We start from the raw sequence: 20,940 nt of genomic DNA, 5'->3' as shown, positions 1-20,940 counted from the left end.
TCGCTACACACGCCGGTAGATGCGGTGTCGCTTATCGACCGCTTCGAAGGAGTCCCGACACTCCGCGGGCAGCGTCTCGGTCATGCCGATCATGAGGTAGCCGCCCTCGCGAAGCGACCCGCGGATCGTCTCGAAGATGGGGACCTTGAACTCCGAGTCGATGTAGATGAGGAGGTTCCGGCAGAACACCAGATCGAAATCGCGCTTTGGGTCGCCCCGGATAAGGTCGTGTTGCTCGAACGTGACCATCTCCTTGACGCGGTCCCGAACCTGAAACGTGGTGCCGTCCTGTTCGATATACTTCGTGTAATCGTCCAGCGGCTCCAGTTCATCGGCGATGTCAGTCGTCTGGGAGGTCGCGTAGGTCCCGTCGCGGGCCTCTTCGAGGATGTCGGCGTTGATGTCCGTTGCTGTGATCTCGACCCGGCGGGCGTCGATATCGCGGTCGTCGAGTGCCAGCATCGCCGCCGAATACGGCTCGCGGCCGTCGGCACTCGGGGCCGACCAGAGCCTGACGCGACGGTTGTCGTCCGTGAGTTCTCGGAGGACCGGCCGCAGCCGCTCCCACGCCTCCGGATTCCGGAAGAAGCCGGTGACGTTGATCGACAGTGAATCCAGTAGCTCCTCGCGCTCGCCGTCGTCGCGTTCCAGCAGTTGCTGGTAGGACTGGTAGTCCTCGGTGTCGGTCCGACGCATCCGCGCGGTGATGCGGCGGTCGAGATACGAGTCGTTGTAAAAGCCCGACTCGAAGTCCATCTCTTCGCCGATGAACTCCACGAGATCGTTGAAGGTCCGTTCGCTACCTTTGTTCATAGCGTCACCACGTCGAGGATGTGGACGATGTTCCCGTCGCCGAGAACGGCCGTCCCAGAGAGCCCGGGCGTTCCTGAGAGGATCCCTTCGAGGGGCTTGACAACGACCTCTTCCTGGCTGTTGACCGAGTCACAGTGGAGTGCGACCTGTCGCTCGGACTCGCGGATGCGGACGAGCATCCCGTCGCCGTTGGCCGTCTCGCCCTCGATGTCGAAGGTGTCGTCGAGGTGGATGACCGGGTAAATCTCGTCGTTGTGCTTGATGACCTCCTGTCCGTTGACCTGTTTCGCCTCCTCCGTCCCCGTAATCTCGTCGACGTTCTTGATGGGGACACCGTACTCTTCGTCGCCGACTTTGACGAACAGCACCTTGACGATAGCCATCGTCACCGGCAGGCGCAGTGAGACGGTCGTCCCCTCGCCCGGTTCGGAGTCGACGCTGACCGATCCGTCGAGCTGGGAGACCGTGTCGTGGACGACGTCCATGCCGACGCCGCGTCCGCTGGTATCGGTCACTTCGTCGGCCGTTGAGAAGCCGGGGTGGAACACGAGGTCATACACCGCGGAGTCGTCCATCGCGTCCAGTTCCTCTGGCGAGCGGACGCCTTTCTCGATGGCTTTCTCTCTGATGCCATCCACGTCGAGCCCGGCCCCGTCGTCTTCGACTTCGATGATAACGTGGTCGCGTTCACGGGATGCCCGGAGCGTGATGTGGCCGGTCCGCGGTTTGCCCGCCTGCTCGCGCTCCTCTGGCGGTTCGATGCCGTGGTCGACGGCGTTTCGGAGGATGTGCATCAGCGGGTCCGAGATCTCGGTGAGGATCGTTCGATCGAGTTCGATGTCCTCCCCCTCGATCTCGAACTCGATGTCTTTGTCGAGTTCGCGTGCGAGGTCCCGGACGAGTCGCGGGAACTTCCCGACGACTTTCTTCAACGGGATGAGCCGCATGTCCATCACCGTGTTCTGGAGGTTCGCCGTGATCTTGTCCAGTTCGTTTAGTGTCTCGCTGGTCGAGTCGAGGTTGTTCTGCTCAACGCCTCGCCGGAGCTTGATCCGGCTCGTGACCAGTTGCTCGACGAGGCCGTGGAGGTCGTCGAGCTGGTCGACGTCGACCCGCACGGACTTGATTTCGTCGACGCTGTGTTCCTCTTCCGCTCCGGGGTCGGGGTCCGCGCTTGCGTCCCCGCCCGAACCGCTATCGCCGTCGTCGGTGTCTCCGTCGCTCACCAGGTCGTCGGTCACGTCGGTCACGTCGAAGTTGTCGACCTTGCCGGTCGTCCCGAGTTCGGCGTCGACGGTTGCCGCATCGGGGCCGTCGAGATACAGAACGAACGTGTCCTCGAACTCGCCGTCCTCGATATCGGCGCGGCTCGGACTCGAATCGAGAACGTCGAATCGCTCCTCGATGGATTCGACGGCCAGCATCGAGTCGACGCCGAGCATGTCCGACTCCCCGACGCTGATTTCGGCCTGCAGGACCTGCTCGTCGACGGCATCGCCATCGATGTCGACATCGCTGACGCTCGCATCCGTGGTGAGCGACTCGTCGCTGTCCGACGAGTCGCCGTCGTCTCCCGCCTCCGTGCCGCCCGCGGCGGCGGCCCCCTCTTCGAGGACGGCGCGGAGCTCGTCGACCATCTCGTCGGTCTCCGTCTCCGATTCGCCGTGCTCTTCGATCTCACCGACGATGACCTCTATCTGGTCGACGCCGGCGAAGACGAGGTCCATCAGGTCCGGTGTGACCTCCATCTCGCCCTGGCGCATCTCGTCGAGCAGGTCTTCCATCGCGTGCGCGAGATTCGCCGCGTTGTCAAAGCCCATCGCTCCGAAGTTGCCTTTCAGCGTGTGGGCTGTCCGGAAGATCGAATCCATCGCCTCCGTGTTGGAGGGGTCGGATTCGAGTTCGAGCAGTGAGTTGTTGAGTTCGGTAATCGCTTCTTCACTTTCACGGATGAATGCGTCTAGATACTGGTCGTCCATTGTCAGGTCACCTCAGTAGTAATCGTGTCGATGATGCCGTCCGCAATGTCGTCGATCGGCAAGACAGTGTCCACACAGCCCGTCTCGACGGCGCGTTTTGGCATGCCGTACACCGCGGACGTGGCCTCGTCCTGTGCGATGGTCTTGCCACCGGCCTGCTTGATCCGCCGAATCCCGTCCGCGCCGTCCTCACCCATTCCGGTGAGGATGAGCCCGACGAGCGGGTCGTCGATTGTCTCTGCGGCCGTTCGCATCGTCACGTCGACGGCCGGACGGACGCTGTTGACCGGGTCGTCCTGTGTGAGCTTTGTCCGCAATCGCCCGTTCCGGTAGTTCTTGACCTCCATATGTTGGTCACCGGCGGCGACAAGGCCCTCACCGCCGCCGATGCGCGCCCCATCGGTGGCCTCCCGGACCTCGTACTCGCTTCGCGTGTTGATCCGCTCGGCGAACCGGCCGGTGAACCCCTCCGGCATATGCTGGATGATGAGCACCCGGAGGTCTGCCTCGATGGGGAGGTTCTCCATTACCTTCTCTACCATCTTCGGGCCGCCGGTCGAGGAGCCGATAACGAGCGTCGGGTTCGCAACGGAGGCTGTCTGACCTGACGAACCCCCGGTTTCTGTCCGGTCAGTAGCTGAACCGCCGGCTGTTGTCGCTGTCGCTCCACTGTCGCTACTTGTCCCGCCGTGGCTGCGCGTCGCGCCAACGTCGACCGCCGCGACGGAACTGACCATCTCGACCAGCTGGTCTTTTAGCCGTGACATCTCCATCGACACCTCACCACCCGGCTTGGTGAAGAAGTCGACCGCACCCTTATCGAGCGCTTCGAACGTCACGTCGGCGTTTTCGTCGGTGTGTGCCGACAGCATCAACACCGGTGTCGGAGACTCAGACATGATGCGCTCCGTGGCTTCGATGCCGTTCATTACCGGCATCTCGACGTCCATCGTCACGACATCGGGTTGGTGTTCGACAACGGCTGACACTGCCTCCTCGCCGTCACGCGCCTGCGCAACAACAGTAATACCGCCATCACTGAGGATATCAGAGATGACACTCCGCATGAAGTGAGAGTCGTCTGCGACCACCGCGCGGACACCATCTGCCATATCACCAACGCTCCCGTCGGATAGGAGACATTGGCGAACGAGACATCCTCATACCTACTTCGAAATCCCGTTCGGCCCCGAAATAAATACTCCGCCCACGTAATCAAAGTTGATAGCCCAGCAGGCACCTTTATGCGCTCCTATCTGCGACAGTGTGGATAAGAACCGCAATGGCAGCACAGTCAGCCACCACCGGCCAGGTACTCGAGTTCCAGCTCGGCTCGGAAACGTACTGCGTGAGTATCGACTACGTGACTGAGATCGTCGACATCGGCGAGCTCACGTCCGTCCCGAACGCCCCGGCGCACGTCCGTGGTGTCATGGACCTTCGCGGGCGCACGACATCGATCGTCGACCCGAAGGTCGTCTTCGGTATCGAGGACGAGGGTGCGGAGAAGCGTATCATCGTTTTTGACCCGGAAATCGTCGAAGAACAGGGCGCGGCCGGCTGGCTCGTCGACGAGGTGTATCAGGTAGTGCAGGTCACTCCGGAGCAGGTCGACCGGTCCCCTGCGAACGACGCGGGCTCGATTCGCGGCGTCATCAAGCGAGATGACAGTTTTGTTATCTGGGTGGACCCCGCCATCGTCCACGCTGGTGACTGATTCCGGTCTGTTTAGCGACACACCAGCAAGACTTTTTAACATTCCCGACAGAGAAGTATCTAATCAACTTCCAGTTCCTTCCGAAACTATGATTGAGCAAACCAAAACGGGGATCGAGGGCCTCGACGACATTCTGAACGGCGGCATTGTGAAGAACTCGACGACACTGGTGAGCGGCAACCCCGGCGCCGGGAAATCGATCCTCTGTCTCCAGTACATCTACAACGGCGTCGAAAAGTACGACGAGAAGGGTATCTACCTCTCCTTCGAGGAAGACGAGTCGGACCTCCGGGAGGCCGCCGAATCCCTCGGCTTCGAAAACTGGCAGGACCACGTCGACAACGGCGATATCAAGGTGTACGACAAGCAAGTCCTCCTGCGCGAGAACGACTTCACCTCTTCGCTGGATATTCTGCTTGAAGAACTCGAGGACGGCGACTACGACCGACTGGTGCTTGATTCGCTTGCCATGTTCGAACTGTTCTTCGAAAATGAAAAGGAAAAACGGACCTACCTCCTGAAATTCACCGACATTCTCAGTGACAGCGGCCTCACGACGCTGATGACCAACGAACAGGGGGCCGTCTTCCCGGATACCGAAATCGGGCTCGAGAATTATCTGACTGACGGCAACATCTATCTCATCCAGACCCCGACCGACACCGGCGTGAACAGATACGTCTGGGTCGCCAAGATGCGAAAGCAGAACATTGAGACTGACATCTATCCGATGGAGATTGACCGCGGCGGCATCGATGTCCACCAGAACGCCAGCGCCTTCTCGATGATGAGCGAGGAAGAATCACCAATTTAACGATAGGATAGAGCCATTATTACTCCGTAGAACGACGGGTACAGCGACATAGAACGGCGTTTCTGTACGAACGCACTGCAGCGCGTGTTTGTCTCCCTTTCACTCGATATCACAGGCGATAGCTTTATTATCGACTGAATTTATGATTTGATAACGATGGATTCAGGGGAGATTCTTCAGACGCTTGGCAATAAATACAGTGCCGAAATCCTTGACGCGACAGATGAACCGGTCTCCGCACAGGAGCTCAGCGACGAACTCGGAATCCCCATCGCGACGTGTTACCGACGCATCGACGAACTGACCGAACACGACCTCCTGGAACTACACGACAACATCCTCTCTGACGACCGCCGGCGTATCAAGGTGTACCGGCGGAACGTCGACGAGGTCCGGGTCGACTTCGACGACGAACTGACTGTCCATATCGAAGAACGGTCGGAAGTGACCAACAAACTCGACGAGGCGTGGCGGACCCTATCCGAGCCGTAGAACGTCTCCTCTCGACGTTATCACGAAAGATATTTTCGAGCGTGGATTTAATAACGGGTTCGCTGTAGCACTGTACAGTGCTGATGATAGAACTTCTCTATGCCATATCGACGCTGGTGTTCGTCGTCGCCGGACTGACAATGGTGGGGATGGCCATGCGGGCATACATCCAGACGTCTCGGCAGGCGATGCTCCACCTCTCGGTGGGGTTTTCGCTCGCCATCGCGGGCGCGGCTGCGACGATGATTAGCGCGTTCATCAACGACTTCGAGGGTGTCCGCTCGTTGCTGTTAGTCAACAGTGGGTTGACGACCTTCGGCTATCTGTTCGTGATGTACAGTCTCGTCACGTACGAGTGACTACGCGTTTCGGCTACACCAACTGACCGACCAGCCTGCGACTGGGGCCTCTCTCTGTCGACGATGGTCTCGATGTACATTTTCTATCTACCGAGCCCCAACCAGGCCAAATGTACCACACCTCTCGACTACACACCAGACGACCATTTCCATCGCTGATACCAACTTACGGAAGCGATTAAATCTGATTCTTGCAAGCGACGTGGCTTGCCTATCTTCTTCAGGTCAAATGATAGGCGTTCTCTAGGCAAATCCCTCTCACAGCCCCTCAAAACCTCATTATCAGGTTGTATAATTTGGGGGGAGGTATTATTACTGGCGAAAAGAACGGTTGCATAGGGTCAGACAGACCCGGATCAACAATGCTAACGGAACTAACGAACGACGACGACCGCGGGCAGGTCGGTATCGGCACCCTGATCGTGTTCATCGCGATGGTGCTGGTGGCGGCAATCGCTGCGGGCGTCCTGATTAACACGGCTGGCTTCCTCCAGAGCAGCGCCGAGGAAACCGGACAACAGAGCAGTGACCAAGTGACGAACCGACTGCAGCTCGTCAACGCCGTCGGTGAAGACATCACTGATACTGGTGTCGGTACGGTGAACCTAACGGTCAAGCGTGCCCCCGGTGCAGCCAACATCGATATCGGAAGCACGATTGCTCAGTGGGTCGACTCCTCAGGCTCGTACGACCTGACTGTTGAGGATGGTGCTGAAAGGACGGCAGACGGAGAAAACTTCGGCGTCACCCAGGTACAGGACGACGACGGCTCCATATCTGAGAGCCAAGTGCTGAACGACCCGTCTGACCGAGCCCGACTCCAGTTCGATACGTCCGCCATCCGCGGCAGCAATCTTGCGGAAGGTTCAACGGCAACTGTCCGACTGAACACCCAGTCTGGTGGTACGACGACCGTTCGACTGGTCGTTCCGGAGACCCTGTCTGGTAACTCCGCAGTCAGCCTCTAAATTCGGTCATCTATTCGGTTTGACGCAGTTCTCTTTTCACCCACCCTGACCAGCGACGGAGTTATACGATAGCCTCACACACTAGTAGCTATGGCTCGGCGGTCAGACGAACCGAATCCGGAAGAGGGCAAGGTACTTTCGCCCGAAGAGCTCGATATCGCCGACGACGAGCACGTCACTGAAATCGACGAGGGCCGCTACGTTGTTTCGTCGGATGTCCGCACCGATGACACCTACGGAAACCAAGCTTCGTCGGATTCGGCGTCTGAATCACCGCCGTCTCCTGCACCAGACCCGGAGCCGTCGACGCCTGAATTCTCCGACGCGAACGTCCACGAGTGGCTTGCCGAACAGATGGCCGACTCGAACGCCAGATACGGCTTCGACGTGACTGCGAAGTTCGACGGCGACGTCGACCAGCAACAGCTTGCTTCCAACGACATCGTCACTGTGTTCGAGAGCTTCATGCTCTGGTACGGTCGGCAGATGGACGGGTCGACACCGGTCGAAGAAGTGCTGGGTATTCTGCTGTCGGAATCGAACGTTCCGGTTCGCTACCCGCCAGCGGTCATCAAGCAGCTCGTCCGGTCGACACAATTGACGCCGGACGATTCCATCGCTGATCTCTTAGAGGCCGTCGAAGATGCCGACGGTGCCGAACTCTGATACGGGCCGCCTATACGTGATTGCCAAACAACGACCTGCACTCGAGTAGCTGTCGCGGCGAACAGGGACAGCAGTCTGTCCAGCCGACGGGGGATTTAAATCCGGGCGCAGCAGTGTGTAGGGTAGATAATGGTCCTGCGTCAGCCGCCGACGGTCGTTGCCCTGTTTGTTCTGGTAACACTCGTCGTGACGGGGCCGCTCGTCGGCGTCGACGCTGTCAGAACGCAGCCGACGACTATCGGTGACGGGACGGCGGTCATCAGTTCCGTCCAACTTCCCACATCGGAGATACGGATTACGGACGGCCGGTTCGGCACGGACGTTGCGTATCTCCGGGTGCCCGATGCCAGCGTAACCGTCGATTCCGTCACGGGCCGCCCGAGGCTGCTGTATCAGGTCGCGGTCCCTGCGCTCGATATCTCCCGCGAAGACGAGCAGGTCCTCTCGGAGGGCCAGTCTGGAACATACCGACTCGCACCGGGTGACAGAGCGGTACGACCGTCGTCGCTGGAGCGGGACGTGTACAGAGGCACCGTTCGGCTTCGGGTCCAGAGCTTCGAAACTGCTGAGACAATCGTTGCTGAAAACGTGACAGTGCAGGTGGAGCGATGACCCGAGACACCGAGTGGTTCACCGGTCGCTGTCGACAGTTCGGAACGGTTGTGTTCGGTGACCGCTACGGCTATGTCCTCTGGCTCGGTCTGCTCGTTACGTTTGGGCTCTACTGGCGTGTCGGCATTTTCATCACCGACACGTACACCACTGCCAACGCGCTCGTCGCTGTGTCGAACGGGCAGCTCCACATCACAGAAACGCCGTACACCCTGACACTCGGCGCACAACCGGGCCTGCACGAGTCCGGCGGTAGGCTGTACGGCCGAAACTACGGCCAGATCCTGCTGGCTGTCCCGCTGGTCTGGATACTTCAGGCACTGTCCGCGTTCATAACCCCCCGGCTATTGCTTCTTGGACTCTGGTCGGGCACTGCACTCGCTTTCGTGTCTCACGTCAGCGTGCTCGGACAGCGCCACACCAATACCGCGAGACGCACTGTTCTGTGGGTCGGTAGCAGTGTCGTCGCCGTCCTGTTTCTGACCGGCGCGCTGACAGCGACAGCCCTTCCGGACACTGCGCTCCCGATAGCTGCGTTCCAGATTTCAACGATGCTTGCAGCGGCGACGACCAGTGTCGTTCTCTACCGCCTCGTCGGAATCTGGCATGACCGCTCGGTTGCTCTGGGGGCTGGTGCTGCAATCGGTATCGCCACGTCTGTCGGATTTTGGGCTTCGCTTCCGAAACGGCACGTCATGGTGGGACTGTTGCTACTGACGTCGGTGTACCTGTTCGCCCGGAGCCGACTTGCGTATGCTGACGCTATGTTTCAGAGGGGGCTCGGCTTTCGCGCCGGTGCGTACGCCACCGCTGGACTGGTCACCTGGACCCATGCCTTCGAGGGATTCTTCCTCGTGGTGACACTGGCCATCATAGACCTTGTCACCGCAAAGCGGAATTCGCTCGTCCACCTCGCTGGTATTGGCCTCGCGCTCTTCCTCGGATCGCTCCCGATGCTCGTGACGAATCTCCTTATCTCCGGTAACCCGGTCAAACCGCCGCGGTTGCTTTCCGCTGTGGGGGGTGCAAACGTCGAGTTTACACCCGGCGGTGATACCGGAACGGGTGGCAAGAGCGCCGCTGGCGGGACTGAGGGTGCTGGTGCGGACGGCGGGGCTGGCGGGACTGGCGGGACTGGTAGTGGTGGTTCCACTGTGACGGGCGGTGAATCCGGAACGTCGATACTCACCCCGATTCTCGGCCTGTTCGACCGGATCATGGGACCTGCGGCCCCCGCGATGGTGTTCGTCTCGGATGCGGTCAGTCATGGCCTTGACGTGCTAACTACGCCAAAGCGAATGTCCCAGATATTCCTGCGGAGCGGCTCCGCGCCACGGATCAACTACGCCCCTAATTCCTACGAGGCGATCGAACTCACGATGCTCGAGGCCGTCCCGCTTTTCGGCGCAGTCGCGGCACTCCCTGCGGTCCTGGTCCGGTCAGCTAATCAGCGCATGCGGCAATGGAGTGTCCGTCCGTCACAGTACTCGCCCCGAACACAGACTGATCTGCTCGTTACGGCTCTCGCCGCTGTGTTCACGCTCATCTATCTGAGCCGTCTGCCGCTGCACACACAACTCACTGTTCGATATCTGCTGCCGACGGTCCCGCTCGTCATGTACGGCGTCGTTCGGATACCCGCAGTTCACGAAACCGTCAGCGACGCGAAGGAGTGGCTTGCCGGCGGGTACGCTGCGAGTACAATCGGAGGTCTTATTTTCGGACTCGGTGTCGTTGCTGGACTCGATCTGGCGCTGGGAGAGTCGGTACAGTTTCACGCTCTCCTCAATCTCGGTGGGGCAGCAGTCTGTGGCGGGACTGTGCTGGGTCGCACACTCGCTCCTGAACGGGTCCCGTCCAGAGCGGTCGCACTGGGCTTGGCACTCCCGGCAGGACTAACGACAGCGTACCTCCTCCTATCGGGGCTCGTGTACTTCCAGTATGGCTCCTTCGCGCTCGATTTCATCCGCGTTCTCACACGCCATCTCCCTGCGGTGTAACTGGGTTTCGGGACCCACCGATATCACACGCGATAATTTACGGGACACCTTTATCTAACTCATCACGATATGTAGGCTTGATAGGCATGCCAGACGTACTGATCGCCGACGATTCAGAGTTTATGCGTAACCTCCTCCGCGAGATTCTCGAAGAAGACCACGAGATCGTTGGGGAGGTCGAGAACGGTGTCGAAGCTGTCGAAGTGTTCAAAGAAGAAGGGCCGGACCTGGTGATGATGGACATCGTGATGCCCATCCGGGACGGCATCGAAGCCACGGACGAGATCAAATCCTCCAATCCCGACGCGAACGTCATCATGTGTACAAGCGTCGGTCAGGAAGAGAAGATGAAGGAGGCCGTGAAAGCGGGGGCTGACGGGTACATCACCAAGCCGTTCCAGAAACCCAGCGTGATGGAGGCTATCGAGGACGTCGTTCCCTCATAGATGAACGTCGATATTCAGTCGCTGGGCACGTTCAACCAACTCGCTCACGAGGGGGCCGAACAGGCCACGCAGTCGATGGGCCAGATGACGGGCATCGACGCCGTCGTCGACGTAACCAAGATTACGCTGCTCGACAGAGCAGATGTCGGCGAGGAACTGGCCGGCCGGGACTTTGTCGGGGTCGAGTTCTCCTTCGATGGCGTACTGGAGGGCGATACTGTCCTTGCCTTCGACGTGGACAGCGCCGGAACGATCACCGAGGAGATGATGCCCGGCAGCAGCGACGATGAGGCAATGGCCAGGAGTTGCATCAAGGAGATCGGCAACATCATGATGAGCGGGTTCATCGATGGATGGGCCGACTACGTCGGTGCGACCATCGACCATTCGCCGCCAGAGTATATCGAGGAGTCTGGCGGTGGCGTGCTCCCTGATACGCCCGTGGACGCCGACCACCAGCAGGTGTTCGTGTTCAAATCGGAGATCGAATGGATCGACGAGTCGGTGAACTTCTACATCTACATGCTCCCTGAGTACGAGTCGCTCACGGAGATGATGGTGGAGCACGTCGACACGGACGGCGACGCGATTCCCATTGACAAGCTCCAGACGTTCAACGAGATGACGACTCGGGGCACTCAGAAAGCCGCTGACAACGTCGAAATGATGACCGGTATTCCGACTGAGTCGGAGGTGACACAGATCAGCTTCGCTCCCATCGAGGACGTGCCAAAGCAGATCGGGACGGAAACGTTCGTCGGGACGGTCGTCGAGTTCACCGGGACGCCCAGTGGCTACCTTATGGTGTTGTTCGATGAAGTCTCTGCAATCAATGTTGCGGAGGCGATGATGCCAATTGAGGTGGACAGCGACGAGCTAACCGACCAGCACAAGGCCGCCATCGAGGAACTGGGGAACATCATGACGAGCGGGTTCGTCGACGGCTGGGCGAACGTCCTTCAGACGTCGGTCGAACACACGCCACCACGGGTCGTCCACGACATGGGTCGGGCGATTATGGATCCGCTTGCAGCGCAGGTCGGACAGTATCAGGAGCACGCGTTCATTATCGACTCCCAGATGCAGACCGACGACATCGAGTTCCAGGCTGAAATTCACGCCCTGCCCAACGAGAAAGAGTTGCGCGCCGCCCTCAACGACCTCGATGTCGAGCGGGCGACCGAGACGGGCGCGGATGTCGAACAGATATTCAAATAATGAAAGTATACGATGGTAGCCAAACAGAGAGCCCCGAACAAGGTACGCCCGAACGTATCAAGGTCGGCATCGCCGAGTACAAGGTGGCCACGGAACCGGCCGTGCTGACCACGAGTGGGCTCGGCTCCTGTATCGGGATCGCGATATACGACACCCGCAAGACGGTGGCCGGGCTCGTTCACGTTATGCTTCCGTCGGCGGCTGATATCGACGGCGGGAACCATGCGAAGTTCGCGGACACAGGCATCGAAGCACTCATCGAGGCCATGGCGGATGCCGGGGCGTCGACGGAGGCGATGGAAGCCAAAATCGCCGGTGGGAGCGATATGCTCGACTTCTCAGAGAGCGGCTCCTCTATCGGGTCGCGAAACGCGAAGAAGGTGCGCGAGACGCTCGAGGAACACGGTGTTCCCGTTGTCGGTGAAGACCTAGGTGGTGACCACGGCCGGTCCGTCAAACTCGAAGCCGACACCGGTAATTTCATCGTCAAAAGCGCGAACACTGACTCGATAACACTGTGATGTCTGTGAGCAGTCTCCGTGCCTGACGGTCGGCGTCAGACGGACGACAGCCGCTCGTCTGCCGGGGGCGCACTGGGACAATCTGTTCTCCAATTGTCTGACCGGAATTAATCTGAAATGTAAAAGGCTAGTACTTGGTCTGTTAATTTACGCTATCTGAGCCGGGAAAATGGGATATTATTATCAAATATGATACGCTAAGGGGAATATTCAAGAGTAGAAACGGCCTGATATACAAGAGATGAGTAGTCCTGCTCTCGTGCCGCTGGCTCCAGCCGTCTCACCGGAACTGGTTGGACTGGCACCAGCCCTCTTTGTCTTGCTAACCGGCGGGCTGGTTGGTATGAGCATCAAGAATATGTTCGATTCGATTCTGTCGGACGACGAGAGCGGGGGCACGAGTGAGGACGACGGTGACGGTGAGATGGCTGACGGCGGCGGTCTGATGGCCGATGACGGCGGTGGTGGTGACGACCTCGGCGGTCTCGGCGGCCTCGACGATGGCGGCGACGACATGGGTGGGTTCGGTGACGACGAGTTCGGCGACATGGAGGACGCGAGCGGGCCAGACACCGACGAACTGGAACACCGACTCGACGAACTGGAAAACGAGGTCGGAAGTCTCTCCTCAACGGTCAACACTGTGCGGACGGAAAACGAGAGCATCTCCGAGTCCGTCGAAGAAACTGAGGAGAACGTCCGGAAACTGCTCGACATCTACGAGATGGTCACCCGCGGCGTCAACCCCTTCGCCGATGATGTCGATGGCGGCATGGGTGGCATGGCCGAAGGTGGCGGTTCTTTCGGTCTCTTTGACGACGACGGGAGCGACGACACCGAGGAGGATATCGACGACGATGTCGCCAACGCCGACGCAGAAGGGTTCTTCGACGAGGACCTGACTGAAGACACTGGCGGTGATATGTCGATGGACGACGGCGGCGTCGACGACATGTTTCCCGACGACGGCGACGACATGGGCGGCTTCGAGGACGACGGCGGGTCGTTCGACGAGGAGTTCGGCGACTTCGACGACACGGAGGACGACATGAGCATGGACGATGGGATGAGCATGGACGACGAGGAGAGTATGGACGACGACAGCGACGACGGCGACGGCGGCAAATCGTTCGCAGAGCTCAAAGACGAGTACGAGTCCGGCGACGCCGAGTGGGCCGATGGTGAGGAACCCGAGGACGAACCTGACGACGATGCTGACCTGCTGGCCGACGAGGACGACGATCTACTCGGCGAGGACGATTCGGATGACGATGCAAGCGGGCTGGAAGACGACGACCTCTTCGACGAGGTTATCGAGGACGACGGGCTCGACGACGGTGAGGCGGCGACGGAATCTGAACCGGAACCCGAGCCAGAGCCAGCCGTAGAATCGGAGCCGGAACCTGAGCCTGAGCCCGAACCTGTGCCCGAGCCGGAACAGACCACGCAAACGGACACGGCAGCCGCCGGTCACGACGATGCAGCAGCGGTAGACGACGACTCGGACGCAAGCGCGGACGACGACGGGAAACCGTACCTGTCGACGATGCCGGAGGGGTTCGCGGCGGACCTCATTATCGTCGAATGGCTTGAGTTCCTGGTCCAGCACTCGGGCTACCGCGAGACGGCTCGCGCAATCGACTACTACGAAACTATCGACTGGATCGACGAGTCGGTCGCGGACCAGCTCAAGGCGTACCTCCGCGGCTTCGACGACGTGAACGACACCGGGGATGGGTTGTCTATCGACCACCACACCGAGAGCTTGCACTACATCTCGCAGCTTGACAGTGACAGCGGCGCTGACGCCGTTGCGCTCTCGAAACTGGTGGGTGGAGGTGGTTCCGATGGGATTCAGCGTTAGCGGCTCGGCAGCCGTCATCTTCGTGGCCGCGTTCATCGGCTTCGGGATGTTCTACTCCGCGGCCGCGAACAGCTTCGAGCGCGTCAACGATGCCCGCGAGGACCAGCGCGACCGACTGCTCGATCAGCAAAACACTGACATCTCGCTTGTCTCGGCGACGTGGAACAGCAGCGGGAACGACAATCTCGTCGTGACCGTCGACAACACCGGCTCGGAGACGCTGTCGGTCGACGCAACCGACCTGCTGGTCGATAACGATTACCGCGCAGGATACGGCACGACTGTCGACGGTGACGGGTCGACGGACATCTGGGCGTCACAGGAGCGGTTGACGATTACCGTCTCCTCGCTCAGTAATCAGCCCGACCGGGTGAAAGTCGTCACCGAGAACGGGATCGCCGAAACGATGGTGGTGAGCTAACATGGCGAGCGTCTCAGTCTCACACCTGATCCTGTTCATCGCGTCGATGGCCATCGCCGCGAGCGTGGCTGGCGTCTTTACGAGCAGCATCGGCGAACTGAGCAACGCGGTTTCGGAACAGGGACTGGACGTGAGCAGTGACGTCCGGACCGATGTGGAAATCATCTCTGACAGCGGCAGCGACACGATATACGATAACGGCGACGAAACGATCACTATTCACGTCAAAAACACCGGATCAGAGACGCTAGCGCCGGTTCCCGGGCAGCTGGATCTGTTCGTTGACGGGACTTTCGCCAGTGACTACACGGTGACGCTGGAGCCAGACGGTGGCAACATCTGGCGGCCCGGTGAAGTCGTCCGCATCGATATCAACGACAACCTGAGCAGCGGCGACCACCGCCTCAAGCTCATCGTCAACGGCGACGAGGAGGCGTTCGAGTTCAACACATGAGTATCGCAAGTACTGACCTATTCTCGCTCGGACTGGACGATCACGACCGGCTGAACAAGGAACTGGGCGGCGGTATCCCGCCCGGCAGCATCATCCTCGTCGAGGGGGACTACGGGGCCGGGAAATCCGCCATGAGCCAGCGGTTCACCTACGGCCTCTGTGAGGAGGGCCACGAGGTGACCTACCTCTCGACGGAGCTGACCGTCGGGAGCTTCCTCGACCAGATGCACTCGCTGTCCTACGATATGGTCGACCACATCCTCGACGAGAACGTGCTGTTCCTGCACGCCGACATCGGCGAATCGAACGCCCTCACCGGCGGTGACGAACAGTCAGACCGGAAGGAACTCCTCAAGCGGCTGATGGAGGCCGAGGTGATGTGGGACGCCGATGTCGTCGTCATCGACACCTTCGACGCTATCCTCCGCAACGATCCCAAGTTCGAGGCCCTCGTCCGGCAAAACGAGGAGCGCCAGGCCGCTCTGGAAGTCATCTCCTACTTCCGGGATGTCATCTCCCAGGGCAAGTGCATCATGCTCACCGTCGACCCGTCGACGCTGGACGAGGAGGCTATCGGTCCGTTCCGGGCCATCGCTGACGTGTTCATCGAACTGGAGATGATCGAGGTCGGCAACGACGTGCGCCGGCAGATTAACGTCCTCCGCTTTGCCGGCATGGGTGAACAGGTCGGTGACACCATCGGGTTCTCGGTCCGCTCGGGGACTGGCATCGTCATCGAATCGCGCAGCGTCGCTTAGAGGTGAGCTAAGATATGACAGATCACGGACGTGCGAAGCCGTCGGACGAACTTCGACAGATGGCAGCGCGGCGGCCCCACCTGCGGGACCACCTGAAGAAGTTCAAGCAGATCACCGGTGAATTCCCAATGCTCATCGACGAGGCCGACGACGAGTACGAGACGAACCGGCCGAACGTGCTCTATCCGGTCGGTGGCCCCATCTTCTGTCATATCTACGGCGACGTGGGTCAGGACATGAAGTACTACGCTATTGAGCCGGAACTCGACGAGGACGAGCGGGCCGTCTTCGGGAAGGTCCGGAACCGCCTGCTACAGCGTAGCGTCAACAAGCCCGCACCGGAAAACGAGGCCCAGTTCGACGACCGCATCGAGGAACTCCTGCAGGAGACGACCAAAATCAGGGACGAGGACAGCGACAGCGGCGTCCTCACGCGCCTGTCGAACCTGACCGACGTGAGCAGCGTCGAGGTCACACAGGAGACCTACGAGAACATCCTCTACCGGCTGAACCGCGACATCGTCGGCCTCGGCCCGCTGGAACCGGTCATGCGCGACCCGGCCAACGAGGACATCCACGTCATCGGCCGTAGCGAGTGCCACGTCGACCACGGGGTCTACGGCATGTTGGAGACGACTGTCGAGTGGCAGAGCGAGGAGGCATTCGACCAGTGGCTCCGAAACATGGGCGAGCGGATGGGCGACCCGGTCTCCGACTCGGATCCTATCGTCGACTCGACGCTCCCGGACGGATCGCGTCTGAACCTCATCTACTCTGACGACGTGAGCCTCAAAGGGCCTTCACTCACGATTCGTCAGGGCGACGACGTTCCGCTCTCGATTTTCCAGATTACCAAGTGGATGACGCTGTCGCCGCAACTGGCGGCGTACCTCTGGCTCTGTCTGGAGAACGAACAGACAGTGTTCGTCGTCGGGGAGACGGCGTCCGGGAAGACGACGACGCTGAACGCCATCACCTCGTTCATCCCCGACGACGCCAAAATCTACACCGCGGAGGACACCGCCGAGGTGCTGCCCCCGCACAACACCTGGCAGCAACTGTTGACTCGTGAGGGCGAAGACGAGGGGACCAGTATCGATATGTTCGACCTCGTCGCCGCTGCACTGCGGTCCCGCCCCGACTACATCATCGTCGGGGAGGTTCGTGGTGAGGAAGGACGGATGGCGTTCCAGGCCGCCCAGACCGGCCACCCGGTGATGCTGACGTTCCACGCGAGCGACATCGTGTCGATGATTCAGCGGTTTACCGGCGAACCCATCAACGTCCCCGAGACGTTCATGGACGTGGCCGACGTGGCGCTGTTCCAGAACCGCGTCAAGCAGGGCGATCAGGTCCTGCGCCGCGTGACCAGCGTCCAGGAGATAGAGGGGTACTCGAAGGAGATGGACGGCGTCGTCACCCGGCAGGTGTTCAACTGGGACCCCGTCGAGGACGAGATCATCTTCCAGGGGATGAACAACTCCTTCGTCCTCGAAGAGCAGATCGCGACGCTGCTCGGCTACGAGGACACGCGTGACATCTACGACGACCTCGAGTTCCGCGCGAACCTCATCGAACGCGCCATTCAGGAGGGTATTCTGGGGTATCACGAGGTCAACGACTTCATTTCGGACTTCCAGCGTGACGGCGTCGAAGGGATCCCGTTCAACATGGCACGGCCCGACTAACGATGGCACAGGGTGAAGCCGAGAGCGACCTCGATCTGACGATATCCGAGACGATCCAGTCGCTCGTTGAGTCCTACCGCCAGATGACGATTCCGCTGGAGCGGTATCTCTTTCTCATCCTCCTGCCAGCCGTCGCCTTCTTCATTATCTCGACGGTCGTTGCCCTACTGCTGGAGCAGCCCTTCGCAGTCAGAGCACCGATCCCCCTGCTCGGCTTCCTCGTGATGGCGTCGGCGATTTTCTACCCGAAAATCCTCCTGAGCCAGCGCAAGCGCGAACTCAACAACCGGTTTCACCTGCTCATCACGCACATGACTGTGCTGGCAACGACGAAGATCGACCGGATGGAGGTGTTCCGAACGCTGGCCGAAGAGGACGAGTACGGTGAACTCGCGATGGAGATGCACCGCATCGTCCAGCTCGTCGACACCTGGAACCTGAGCCTCGACGACGCCTGCCGCCGCCGCGCCAAGCAGGTCCCGAGTCGCGCCGTGTCGGACTTCTTCGACCGTCTCGCGTACACCCTCGGGGCCGGACAGGGACTCGACGACTATCTCCTGACTGAACAGGAGCAGATCATCCAGCACTACTCGACGGTGTACAAGAGCTCGCTCGACAGCCTGGAAGTGATGAAAGACCTCTACCTGTCGATGATTCTGTCGATGACGTTCGCGCTGGTGTTCGCCGTCGTTCTCCCGGTGCTGACTGGGACGAACCCGACGATGACCGTCAGCGCCGTCATCGTGATGTTCGTGTTCGTCCAGACCGGCTTCTACCTCGCCATCCGCTCGATGGCCCCCTACGATCCAGTGTGGTTCCACCCGGTCGACTACCCGTCGCCGATTGAGTCAAAGCTCAACAAGTCGATGGCCGCCGGCGTGGGGCTGTCGATGCTGCTCGTGTTCATCACGCTGGGCGGGATGCTCGGCATCTCGCCGGTCACGCTGAACGACCTCTTTTTCATGTTCGACGAAGTGCCGTTGCCGCTGTATGCCGCCGCGCCGATCACGCCGATGCTCATCCCTGGTCTCGTCTTCCGGCAGGAAGAACAGCGCATCAAGGACCGGGACTCGGAGTTTCCAAACTTCATCCGCGCGCTCGGTGCGACCGAGGGCGCGAAGCAGTCGACCACTGGGGCGGTGCTTCGCACGCTCCGCAAGAAAGACTTCGGCGCGCTCTCACCGAACATCGATAACCTCTACAAGCGGCTGAATATGCGGATTGAGCCGACATCCGCCTGGCGCTTTTTCACCGCTGACTGTCGGTCCTATCTCATCCAGACCTTCTCCGAGATGTATCTTATCGGCCGCGAGATGGGTGGGTCGCCAAAGCAACTGGGCGAACTCATCTCCGAGAACATGAATCAGGTGCTGCAGCTCCGCCAGAAGCGCAAGCAAGCGACGACGACGCTCGTCGGCCTCCTGTACGGGATGACTGCCGCGTCGACGTTCGCGTTCTTCATCGGCCTGCAGGTCGTCAACATCCTCGCGGGCATGTCTCTCGACCTGAGTACCGGGAGCCGTCTTGACGCCGCCTCGCTTATCAACACGAGCGTCTACAACATCCCGCTCATCGAGTTCCTCCTCATCATCATCATCATGTTCGGCGCGATGCTATCGTCGCTGATGATCCGGACTGTCGACGGCGGTCACAACGCCAATACGTACATGCACTTCGTGATGCTCACGTGGATCGGCGCTATTACCGGGACGTTCACGAAGTGGCTGGTGTCGCAGTTCCTCGCAATCTGAAGTACCTTTTTACTGCAGGGGGTTTCCTCGCGCCTGCGGCGCTGCGGGAACCCCCTTTGTAAAAATCTACGCTAAAAACAACCTCCGAGTCGCGGCCTGCGGCCGCGCTCGGAGTGAAACCGCTCGCTCCGCTCGCGGTACAGTAACAGCGCTACAACCGCCGGCAAACCTGCCCTTCCCCGGGTCGCGCCACGCAGGGCGCTCCCGGCCCACAGAATCATGACATCTATTCCCGGCCCACAGCACCGCAGTCCCGCGACGCTACCCCTCGAAGCCGTCTTCCCACCGGAACAGCCCGTCTCGCTGGACGACCTCGCCGTCGACTTCAAGACGCGACCCCTCGCCCATCGTCGTGATGAGGTCCTCGTGGACGGCGCTGTCGTTGCCGGACTCGCCTTCGGGCAGGCAGGCGTCGTACGCGCGCCCGAGCGCGAGGTGGACGGTCCCGCCCATCTTCTCGTCGAAGAGGATGTTGTCGGTGACGCGGTCGACGCCGCGGTTCATCCCGATACCGAGTTCGCCAAGCTGGCGGGAGCCGCCGTCGGTGCCGATGATTTCCTCGATGACTGCCTCGCCCTGCTCGGCCGACCAGTCGACGACGACGCCGTCTTTGAACGTCAGCTCGACGTTTTTCACCCGGCGGCCCTGTATCGTCATCGGCACGTCGAAGGTGACGACGCCGGCGGTGTCGTAGGGTGCGGTGAACACCTCGCCGGAGGGGAGGTTGTGCGAGTCGTAGGCCACGCTGGCAGCGGAGTTGACGGCGAGACGGCCGTCGATGTACAGCGTGATGTCCGTGCCGTCAGCGACGAGACGGACCGTCTCGCCCTCGTCAAGAATGTCTTTTAACCGGGCCTGTTCTTCGGCCAGCGCTTCCCAGTCCCGTAGCGTCGCGTCGTAGACGAAGTCCTTGTAGTCGGCGTAGGCCATCCCGGCCTGCTGGGCCATCGCCCGCGTCGGGTGCTGGGTCGACACCCAGTCGGTGTCCAGGCGGGCCTCCCTGATTCCTTGCCGGGCCGTCGAGTACGCCTGCCGCCGGTCGCTGTCCACGTCGGCCGTCTCGGTGGTATTCCGCGACCCCTTCAGGAACAGCACGCTGTCGGCTCGCTCGTACAGCGCCAGTTCGTACTCGGGGTCCTCGGTGAACGGCCTGTCGTGAGCCTGCAGATAGGCCCGTGTGAGTTCGTCTGACTGGTACGTCGACAGGAGATTCGCGCCGCGGTCGCCAAGCTGCTCTGCCACGGCGACTGCGAGGTCGTGGGCTCCGTCTTCAACGGCCACGACCACGTCGTCACCCGCGTCGATGCGAGCGCTCCAGTCGACGAGAATCCGAGCGTGTTCGCGTATGCGGTCGTCCATGCCCTCACCAAGAGTGGCCGGAACAAAACGGCGGTGGTCC

General features: G+C 60.4%; 21 protein-coding genes. 17 read left to right on the top strand and 4 right to left on the bottom strand.

All coding sequences use genetic code 11. The features are described from left to right. Window positions 1-3: 3 nt before the first annotated feature. The 3 genes from BVU17_13000 to BVU17_12990 are packed head-to-tail and all read right to left on the bottom strand — an operon-like array spanning window position 4 to window position 3,904. Window positions 4-813 carry a chemotaxis protein CheR gene (locus BVU17_13000; GenBank protein AUG48399.1) on the bottom strand — a complete coding sequence of 270 codons (810 nt, stop codon included), beginning with the start codon at window positions 811-813 and terminating at the stop codon, window positions 4-6. After that, the gene (locus BVU17_12995) at window positions 810-2,792 is read right to left on the bottom strand and encodes a chemotaxis protein CheA (GenBank protein ID AUG48398.1); all 1,983 of its coding nucleotides are present in this window, start codon (window positions 2,790-2,792) and stop codon (window positions 810-812) included. Before BVU17_12995 ends, BVU17_13000 begins: the two co-directional genes overlap by 4 nt. Before the next feature lie 2 nt (window positions 2,793-2,794). Then, the gene (locus tag BVU17_12990) at window positions 2,795-3,904 is read right to left on the bottom strand and encodes a chemotaxis response regulator protein-glutamate methylesterase (protein AUG48397.1); all 1,110 of its coding nucleotides are present in this window, start codon (window positions 3,902-3,904) and stop codon (window positions 2,795-2,797) included. Window positions 3,905-4,074: 170 nt separating this feature from the next. On the opposite strand from BVU17_12990, the gene BVU17_12985 reads away from it, so the two are divergent. The 17 genes from BVU17_12985 to BVU17_12905 all read left to right on the top strand — a co-directional run bounded on the left by BVU17_12985 (window position 4,075) and on the right by BVU17_12905 (window position 19,541). Beyond that, the gene (locus BVU17_12985; GenBank protein ID AUG48396.1) at window positions 4,075-4,509 is read left to right on the top strand and encodes a chemotaxis protein CheW; all 435 of its coding nucleotides are present in this window, start codon (window positions 4,075-4,077) and stop codon (window positions 4,507-4,509) included. An 88-nt stretch (window positions 4,510-4,597) separates the two neighbouring features. After that, window positions 4,598-5,323 (top strand): circadian regulator CirA, encoded by a 726-nt coding sequence (locus BVU17_12980; GenBank protein AUG48395.1) that lies wholly within the window; start codon window positions 4,598-4,600, stop codon window positions 5,321-5,323. A gap of 156 nt (window positions 5,324-5,479) precedes the next feature. Next, on the top strand, window positions 5,480-5,815 hold the full coding sequence (locus tag BVU17_12975) for an ArsR family transcriptional regulator (GenBank protein ID AUG48394.1): 336 nt from the start codon (window positions 5,480-5,482) through the stop codon (window positions 5,813-5,815). 83 nt (window positions 5,816-5,898) lie between these two features. Beyond that, window positions 5,899-6,174: a hypothetical protein gene (locus BVU17_12970; GenBank protein ID AUG48393.1), complete on the top strand. Its 276-nt coding sequence runs from the start codon at window positions 5,899-5,901 to the stop codon at window positions 6,172-6,174. Window positions 6,175-6,536: 362 nt separating this feature from the next. Beyond that, window positions 6,537-7,142: a flagellin gene (locus BVU17_12965; GenBank protein AUG48392.1), complete on the top strand. Its 606-nt coding sequence runs from the start codon at window positions 6,537-6,539 to the stop codon at window positions 7,140-7,142. A gap of 90 nt (window positions 7,143-7,232) precedes the next feature. Then, complete coding sequence (locus tag BVU17_12960) at window positions 7,233-7,808, top strand: hypothetical protein (protein ID AUG48391.1); 576 nt, start codon at window positions 7,233-7,235, stop codon at window positions 7,806-7,808. Window positions 7,809-7,937: 129 nt separating this feature from the next. Next, a complete protein-coding gene (locus BVU17_12955) occupies window positions 7,938-8,420 on the top strand; it encodes a hypothetical protein (GenBank protein ID AUG48390.1) in 483 nt (160 codons plus the stop codon). Further along, window positions 8,417-10,420, top strand: a complete 2,004-nt coding sequence (locus tag BVU17_12950; GenBank protein AUG48389.1) for a hypothetical protein — start codon at window positions 8,417-8,419, stop codon at window positions 10,418-10,420. Before BVU17_12955 ends, BVU17_12950 begins: the two co-directional genes overlap by 4 nt. An 86-nt stretch (window positions 10,421-10,506) precedes the next feature. Next, on the top strand, window positions 10,507-10,866 hold the full coding sequence (locus tag BVU17_12945; protein ID AUG48388.1) for a response regulator: 360 nt from the start codon (window positions 10,507-10,509) through the stop codon (window positions 10,864-10,866). After that, complete coding sequence (locus BVU17_12940) at window positions 10,867-12,084, top strand: chemotaxis protein CheA (GenBank protein AUG48387.1); 1,218 nt, start codon at window positions 10,867-10,869, stop codon at window positions 12,082-12,084. After that, on the top strand, window positions 12,084-12,605 hold the full coding sequence (locus BVU17_12935; GenBank protein ID AUG48386.1) for a chemotaxis protein CheD: 522 nt from the start codon (window positions 12,084-12,086) through the stop codon (window positions 12,603-12,605). Before BVU17_12940 ends, BVU17_12935 begins: the two co-directional genes overlap by 1 nt. Before the next feature lie 241 nt (window positions 12,606-12,846). Further along, a complete protein-coding gene (locus BVU17_12930; protein ID AUG48385.1) occupies window positions 12,847-14,469 on the top strand; it encodes a flagella E in 1,623 nt (540 codons plus the stop codon). Further along, window positions 14,453-14,890, top strand: a complete 438-nt coding sequence (locus BVU17_12925; GenBank protein AUG48384.1) for a flagellin — start codon at window positions 14,453-14,455, stop codon at window positions 14,888-14,890. The genes BVU17_12930 and BVU17_12925 overlap by 17 nt, the downstream gene beginning before the upstream one ends. A gap of 1 nt (window position 14,891) precedes the next feature. Then, window positions 14,892-15,344, top strand: a complete 453-nt coding sequence (locus tag BVU17_12920; GenBank protein ID AUG48383.1) for a flagellar protein G — start codon at window positions 14,892-14,894, stop codon at window positions 15,342-15,344. Next, window positions 15,341-16,102, top strand: a complete 762-nt coding sequence (locus BVU17_12915) for an ATPase (protein AUG48382.1) — start codon at window positions 15,341-15,343, stop codon at window positions 16,100-16,102. The genes BVU17_12920 and BVU17_12915 overlap by 4 nt, the downstream gene beginning before the upstream one ends. A 14-nt stretch (window positions 16,103-16,116) precedes the next feature. Next, window positions 16,117-17,790 (top strand): hypothetical protein, encoded by a 1,674-nt coding sequence (locus BVU17_12910; GenBank protein ID AUG48381.1) that lies wholly within the window; start codon window positions 16,117-16,119, stop codon window positions 17,788-17,790. 2 nt (window positions 17,791-17,792) lie between these two features. Continuing rightward, window positions 17,793-19,541: a flagellar assembly protein FlaJ gene (locus BVU17_12905; GenBank protein AUG48380.1), complete on the top strand. Its 1,749-nt coding sequence runs from the start codon at window positions 17,793-17,795 to the stop codon at window positions 19,539-19,541. A 261-nt stretch (window positions 19,542-19,802) separates the two neighbouring features. Here BVU17_12905 and BVU17_12900 read toward each other — a convergent pair whose 3' ends face one another. After that, window positions 19,803-20,900, bottom strand: coding sequence for an aminopeptidase (locus BVU17_12900; GenBank protein ID AUG48379.1), 1,098 nt, complete (start codon window positions 20,898-20,900; stop codon window positions 19,803-19,805). Between the last annotated feature and the right edge of the window lie 40 nt (window positions 20,901-20,940).

It is taken from the genome of Haloarcula taiwanensis, assembly GCA_002844335.1.
Classification (GTDB): Archaea; Halobacteriota; Halobacteria; order Halobacteriales; family Haloarculaceae; genus Haloarcula; species Haloarcula taiwanensis.
This window is presented reverse-complemented; position numbering and strand designations above follow the sequence as displayed.

Excerpts from the sequence above, each read along its gene's own strand:
- BVU17_13000 (AUG48399.1), bottom strand. The coding sequence starts at position 813 with ATGAACAAAGGTAGCGAACGGACCTTCAACGATCTCGTGGAGTTCATC.
- BVU17_12995 (AUG48398.1), bottom strand. The coding sequence starts at position 2,792 with ATGGACGACCAGTATCTAGACGCATTCATCCGTGAAAGTGAAGAAGCG.
- BVU17_12990 (AUG48397.1), bottom strand. The coding sequence starts at position 3,904 with ATGGCAGATGGTGTCCGCGCGGTGGTCGCAGACGACTCTCACTTCATG.
- BVU17_12985 (AUG48396.1), top strand. The coding sequence starts at position 4,075 with ATGGCAGCACAGTCAGCCACCACCGGCCAGGTACTCGAGTTCCAGCTC.
- BVU17_12980 (AUG48395.1), top strand. The coding sequence starts at position 4,598 with ATGATTGAGCAAACCAAAACGGGGATCGAGGGCCTCGACGACATTCTG.
- BVU17_12975 (AUG48394.1), top strand. The coding sequence starts at position 5,480 with ATGGATTCAGGGGAGATTCTTCAGACGCTTGGCAATAAATACAGTGCC.
- BVU17_12970 (AUG48393.1), top strand. The coding sequence starts at position 5,899 with ATGATAGAACTTCTCTATGCCATATCGACGCTGGTGTTCGTCGTCGCC.
- BVU17_12965 (AUG48392.1), top strand. The coding sequence starts at position 6,537 with ATGCTAACGGAACTAACGAACGACGACGACCGCGGGCAGGTCGGTATC.
- BVU17_12960 (AUG48391.1), top strand. The coding sequence starts at position 7,233 with ATGGCTCGGCGGTCAGACGAACCGAATCCGGAAGAGGGCAAGGTACTT.
- BVU17_12955 (AUG48390.1), top strand. The coding sequence starts at position 7,938 with ATGGTCCTGCGTCAGCCGCCGACGGTCGTTGCCCTGTTTGTTCTGGTA.
- BVU17_12950 (AUG48389.1), top strand. The coding sequence starts at position 8,417 with ATGACCCGAGACACCGAGTGGTTCACCGGTCGCTGTCGACAGTTCGGA.
- BVU17_12945 (AUG48388.1), top strand. The coding sequence starts at position 10,507 with ATGCCAGACGTACTGATCGCCGACGATTCAGAGTTTATGCGTAACCTC.
- BVU17_12940 (AUG48387.1), top strand. The coding sequence starts at position 10,867 with ATGAACGTCGATATTCAGTCGCTGGGCACGTTCAACCAACTCGCTCAC.
- BVU17_12935 (AUG48386.1), top strand. The coding sequence starts at position 12,084 with ATGAAAGTATACGATGGTAGCCAAACAGAGAGCCCCGAACAAGGTACG.
- BVU17_12930 (AUG48385.1), top strand. The coding sequence starts at position 12,847 with ATGAGTAGTCCTGCTCTCGTGCCGCTGGCTCCAGCCGTCTCACCGGAA.
- BVU17_12925 (AUG48384.1), top strand. The coding sequence starts at position 14,453 with ATGGGATTCAGCGTTAGCGGCTCGGCAGCCGTCATCTTCGTGGCCGCG.
- BVU17_12920 (AUG48383.1), top strand. The coding sequence starts at position 14,892 with ATGGCGAGCGTCTCAGTCTCACACCTGATCCTGTTCATCGCGTCGATG.
- BVU17_12915 (AUG48382.1), top strand. The coding sequence starts at position 15,341 with ATGAGTATCGCAAGTACTGACCTATTCTCGCTCGGACTGGACGATCAC.
- BVU17_12910 (AUG48381.1), top strand. The coding sequence starts at position 16,117 with ATGACAGATCACGGACGTGCGAAGCCGTCGGACGAACTTCGACAGATG.
- BVU17_12905 (AUG48380.1), top strand. The coding sequence starts at position 17,793 with ATGGCACAGGGTGAAGCCGAGAGCGACCTCGATCTGACGATATCCGAG.
- BVU17_12900 (AUG48379.1), bottom strand. The coding sequence starts at position 20,900 with ATGGACGACCGCATACGCGAACACGCTCGGATTCTCGTCGACTGGAGC.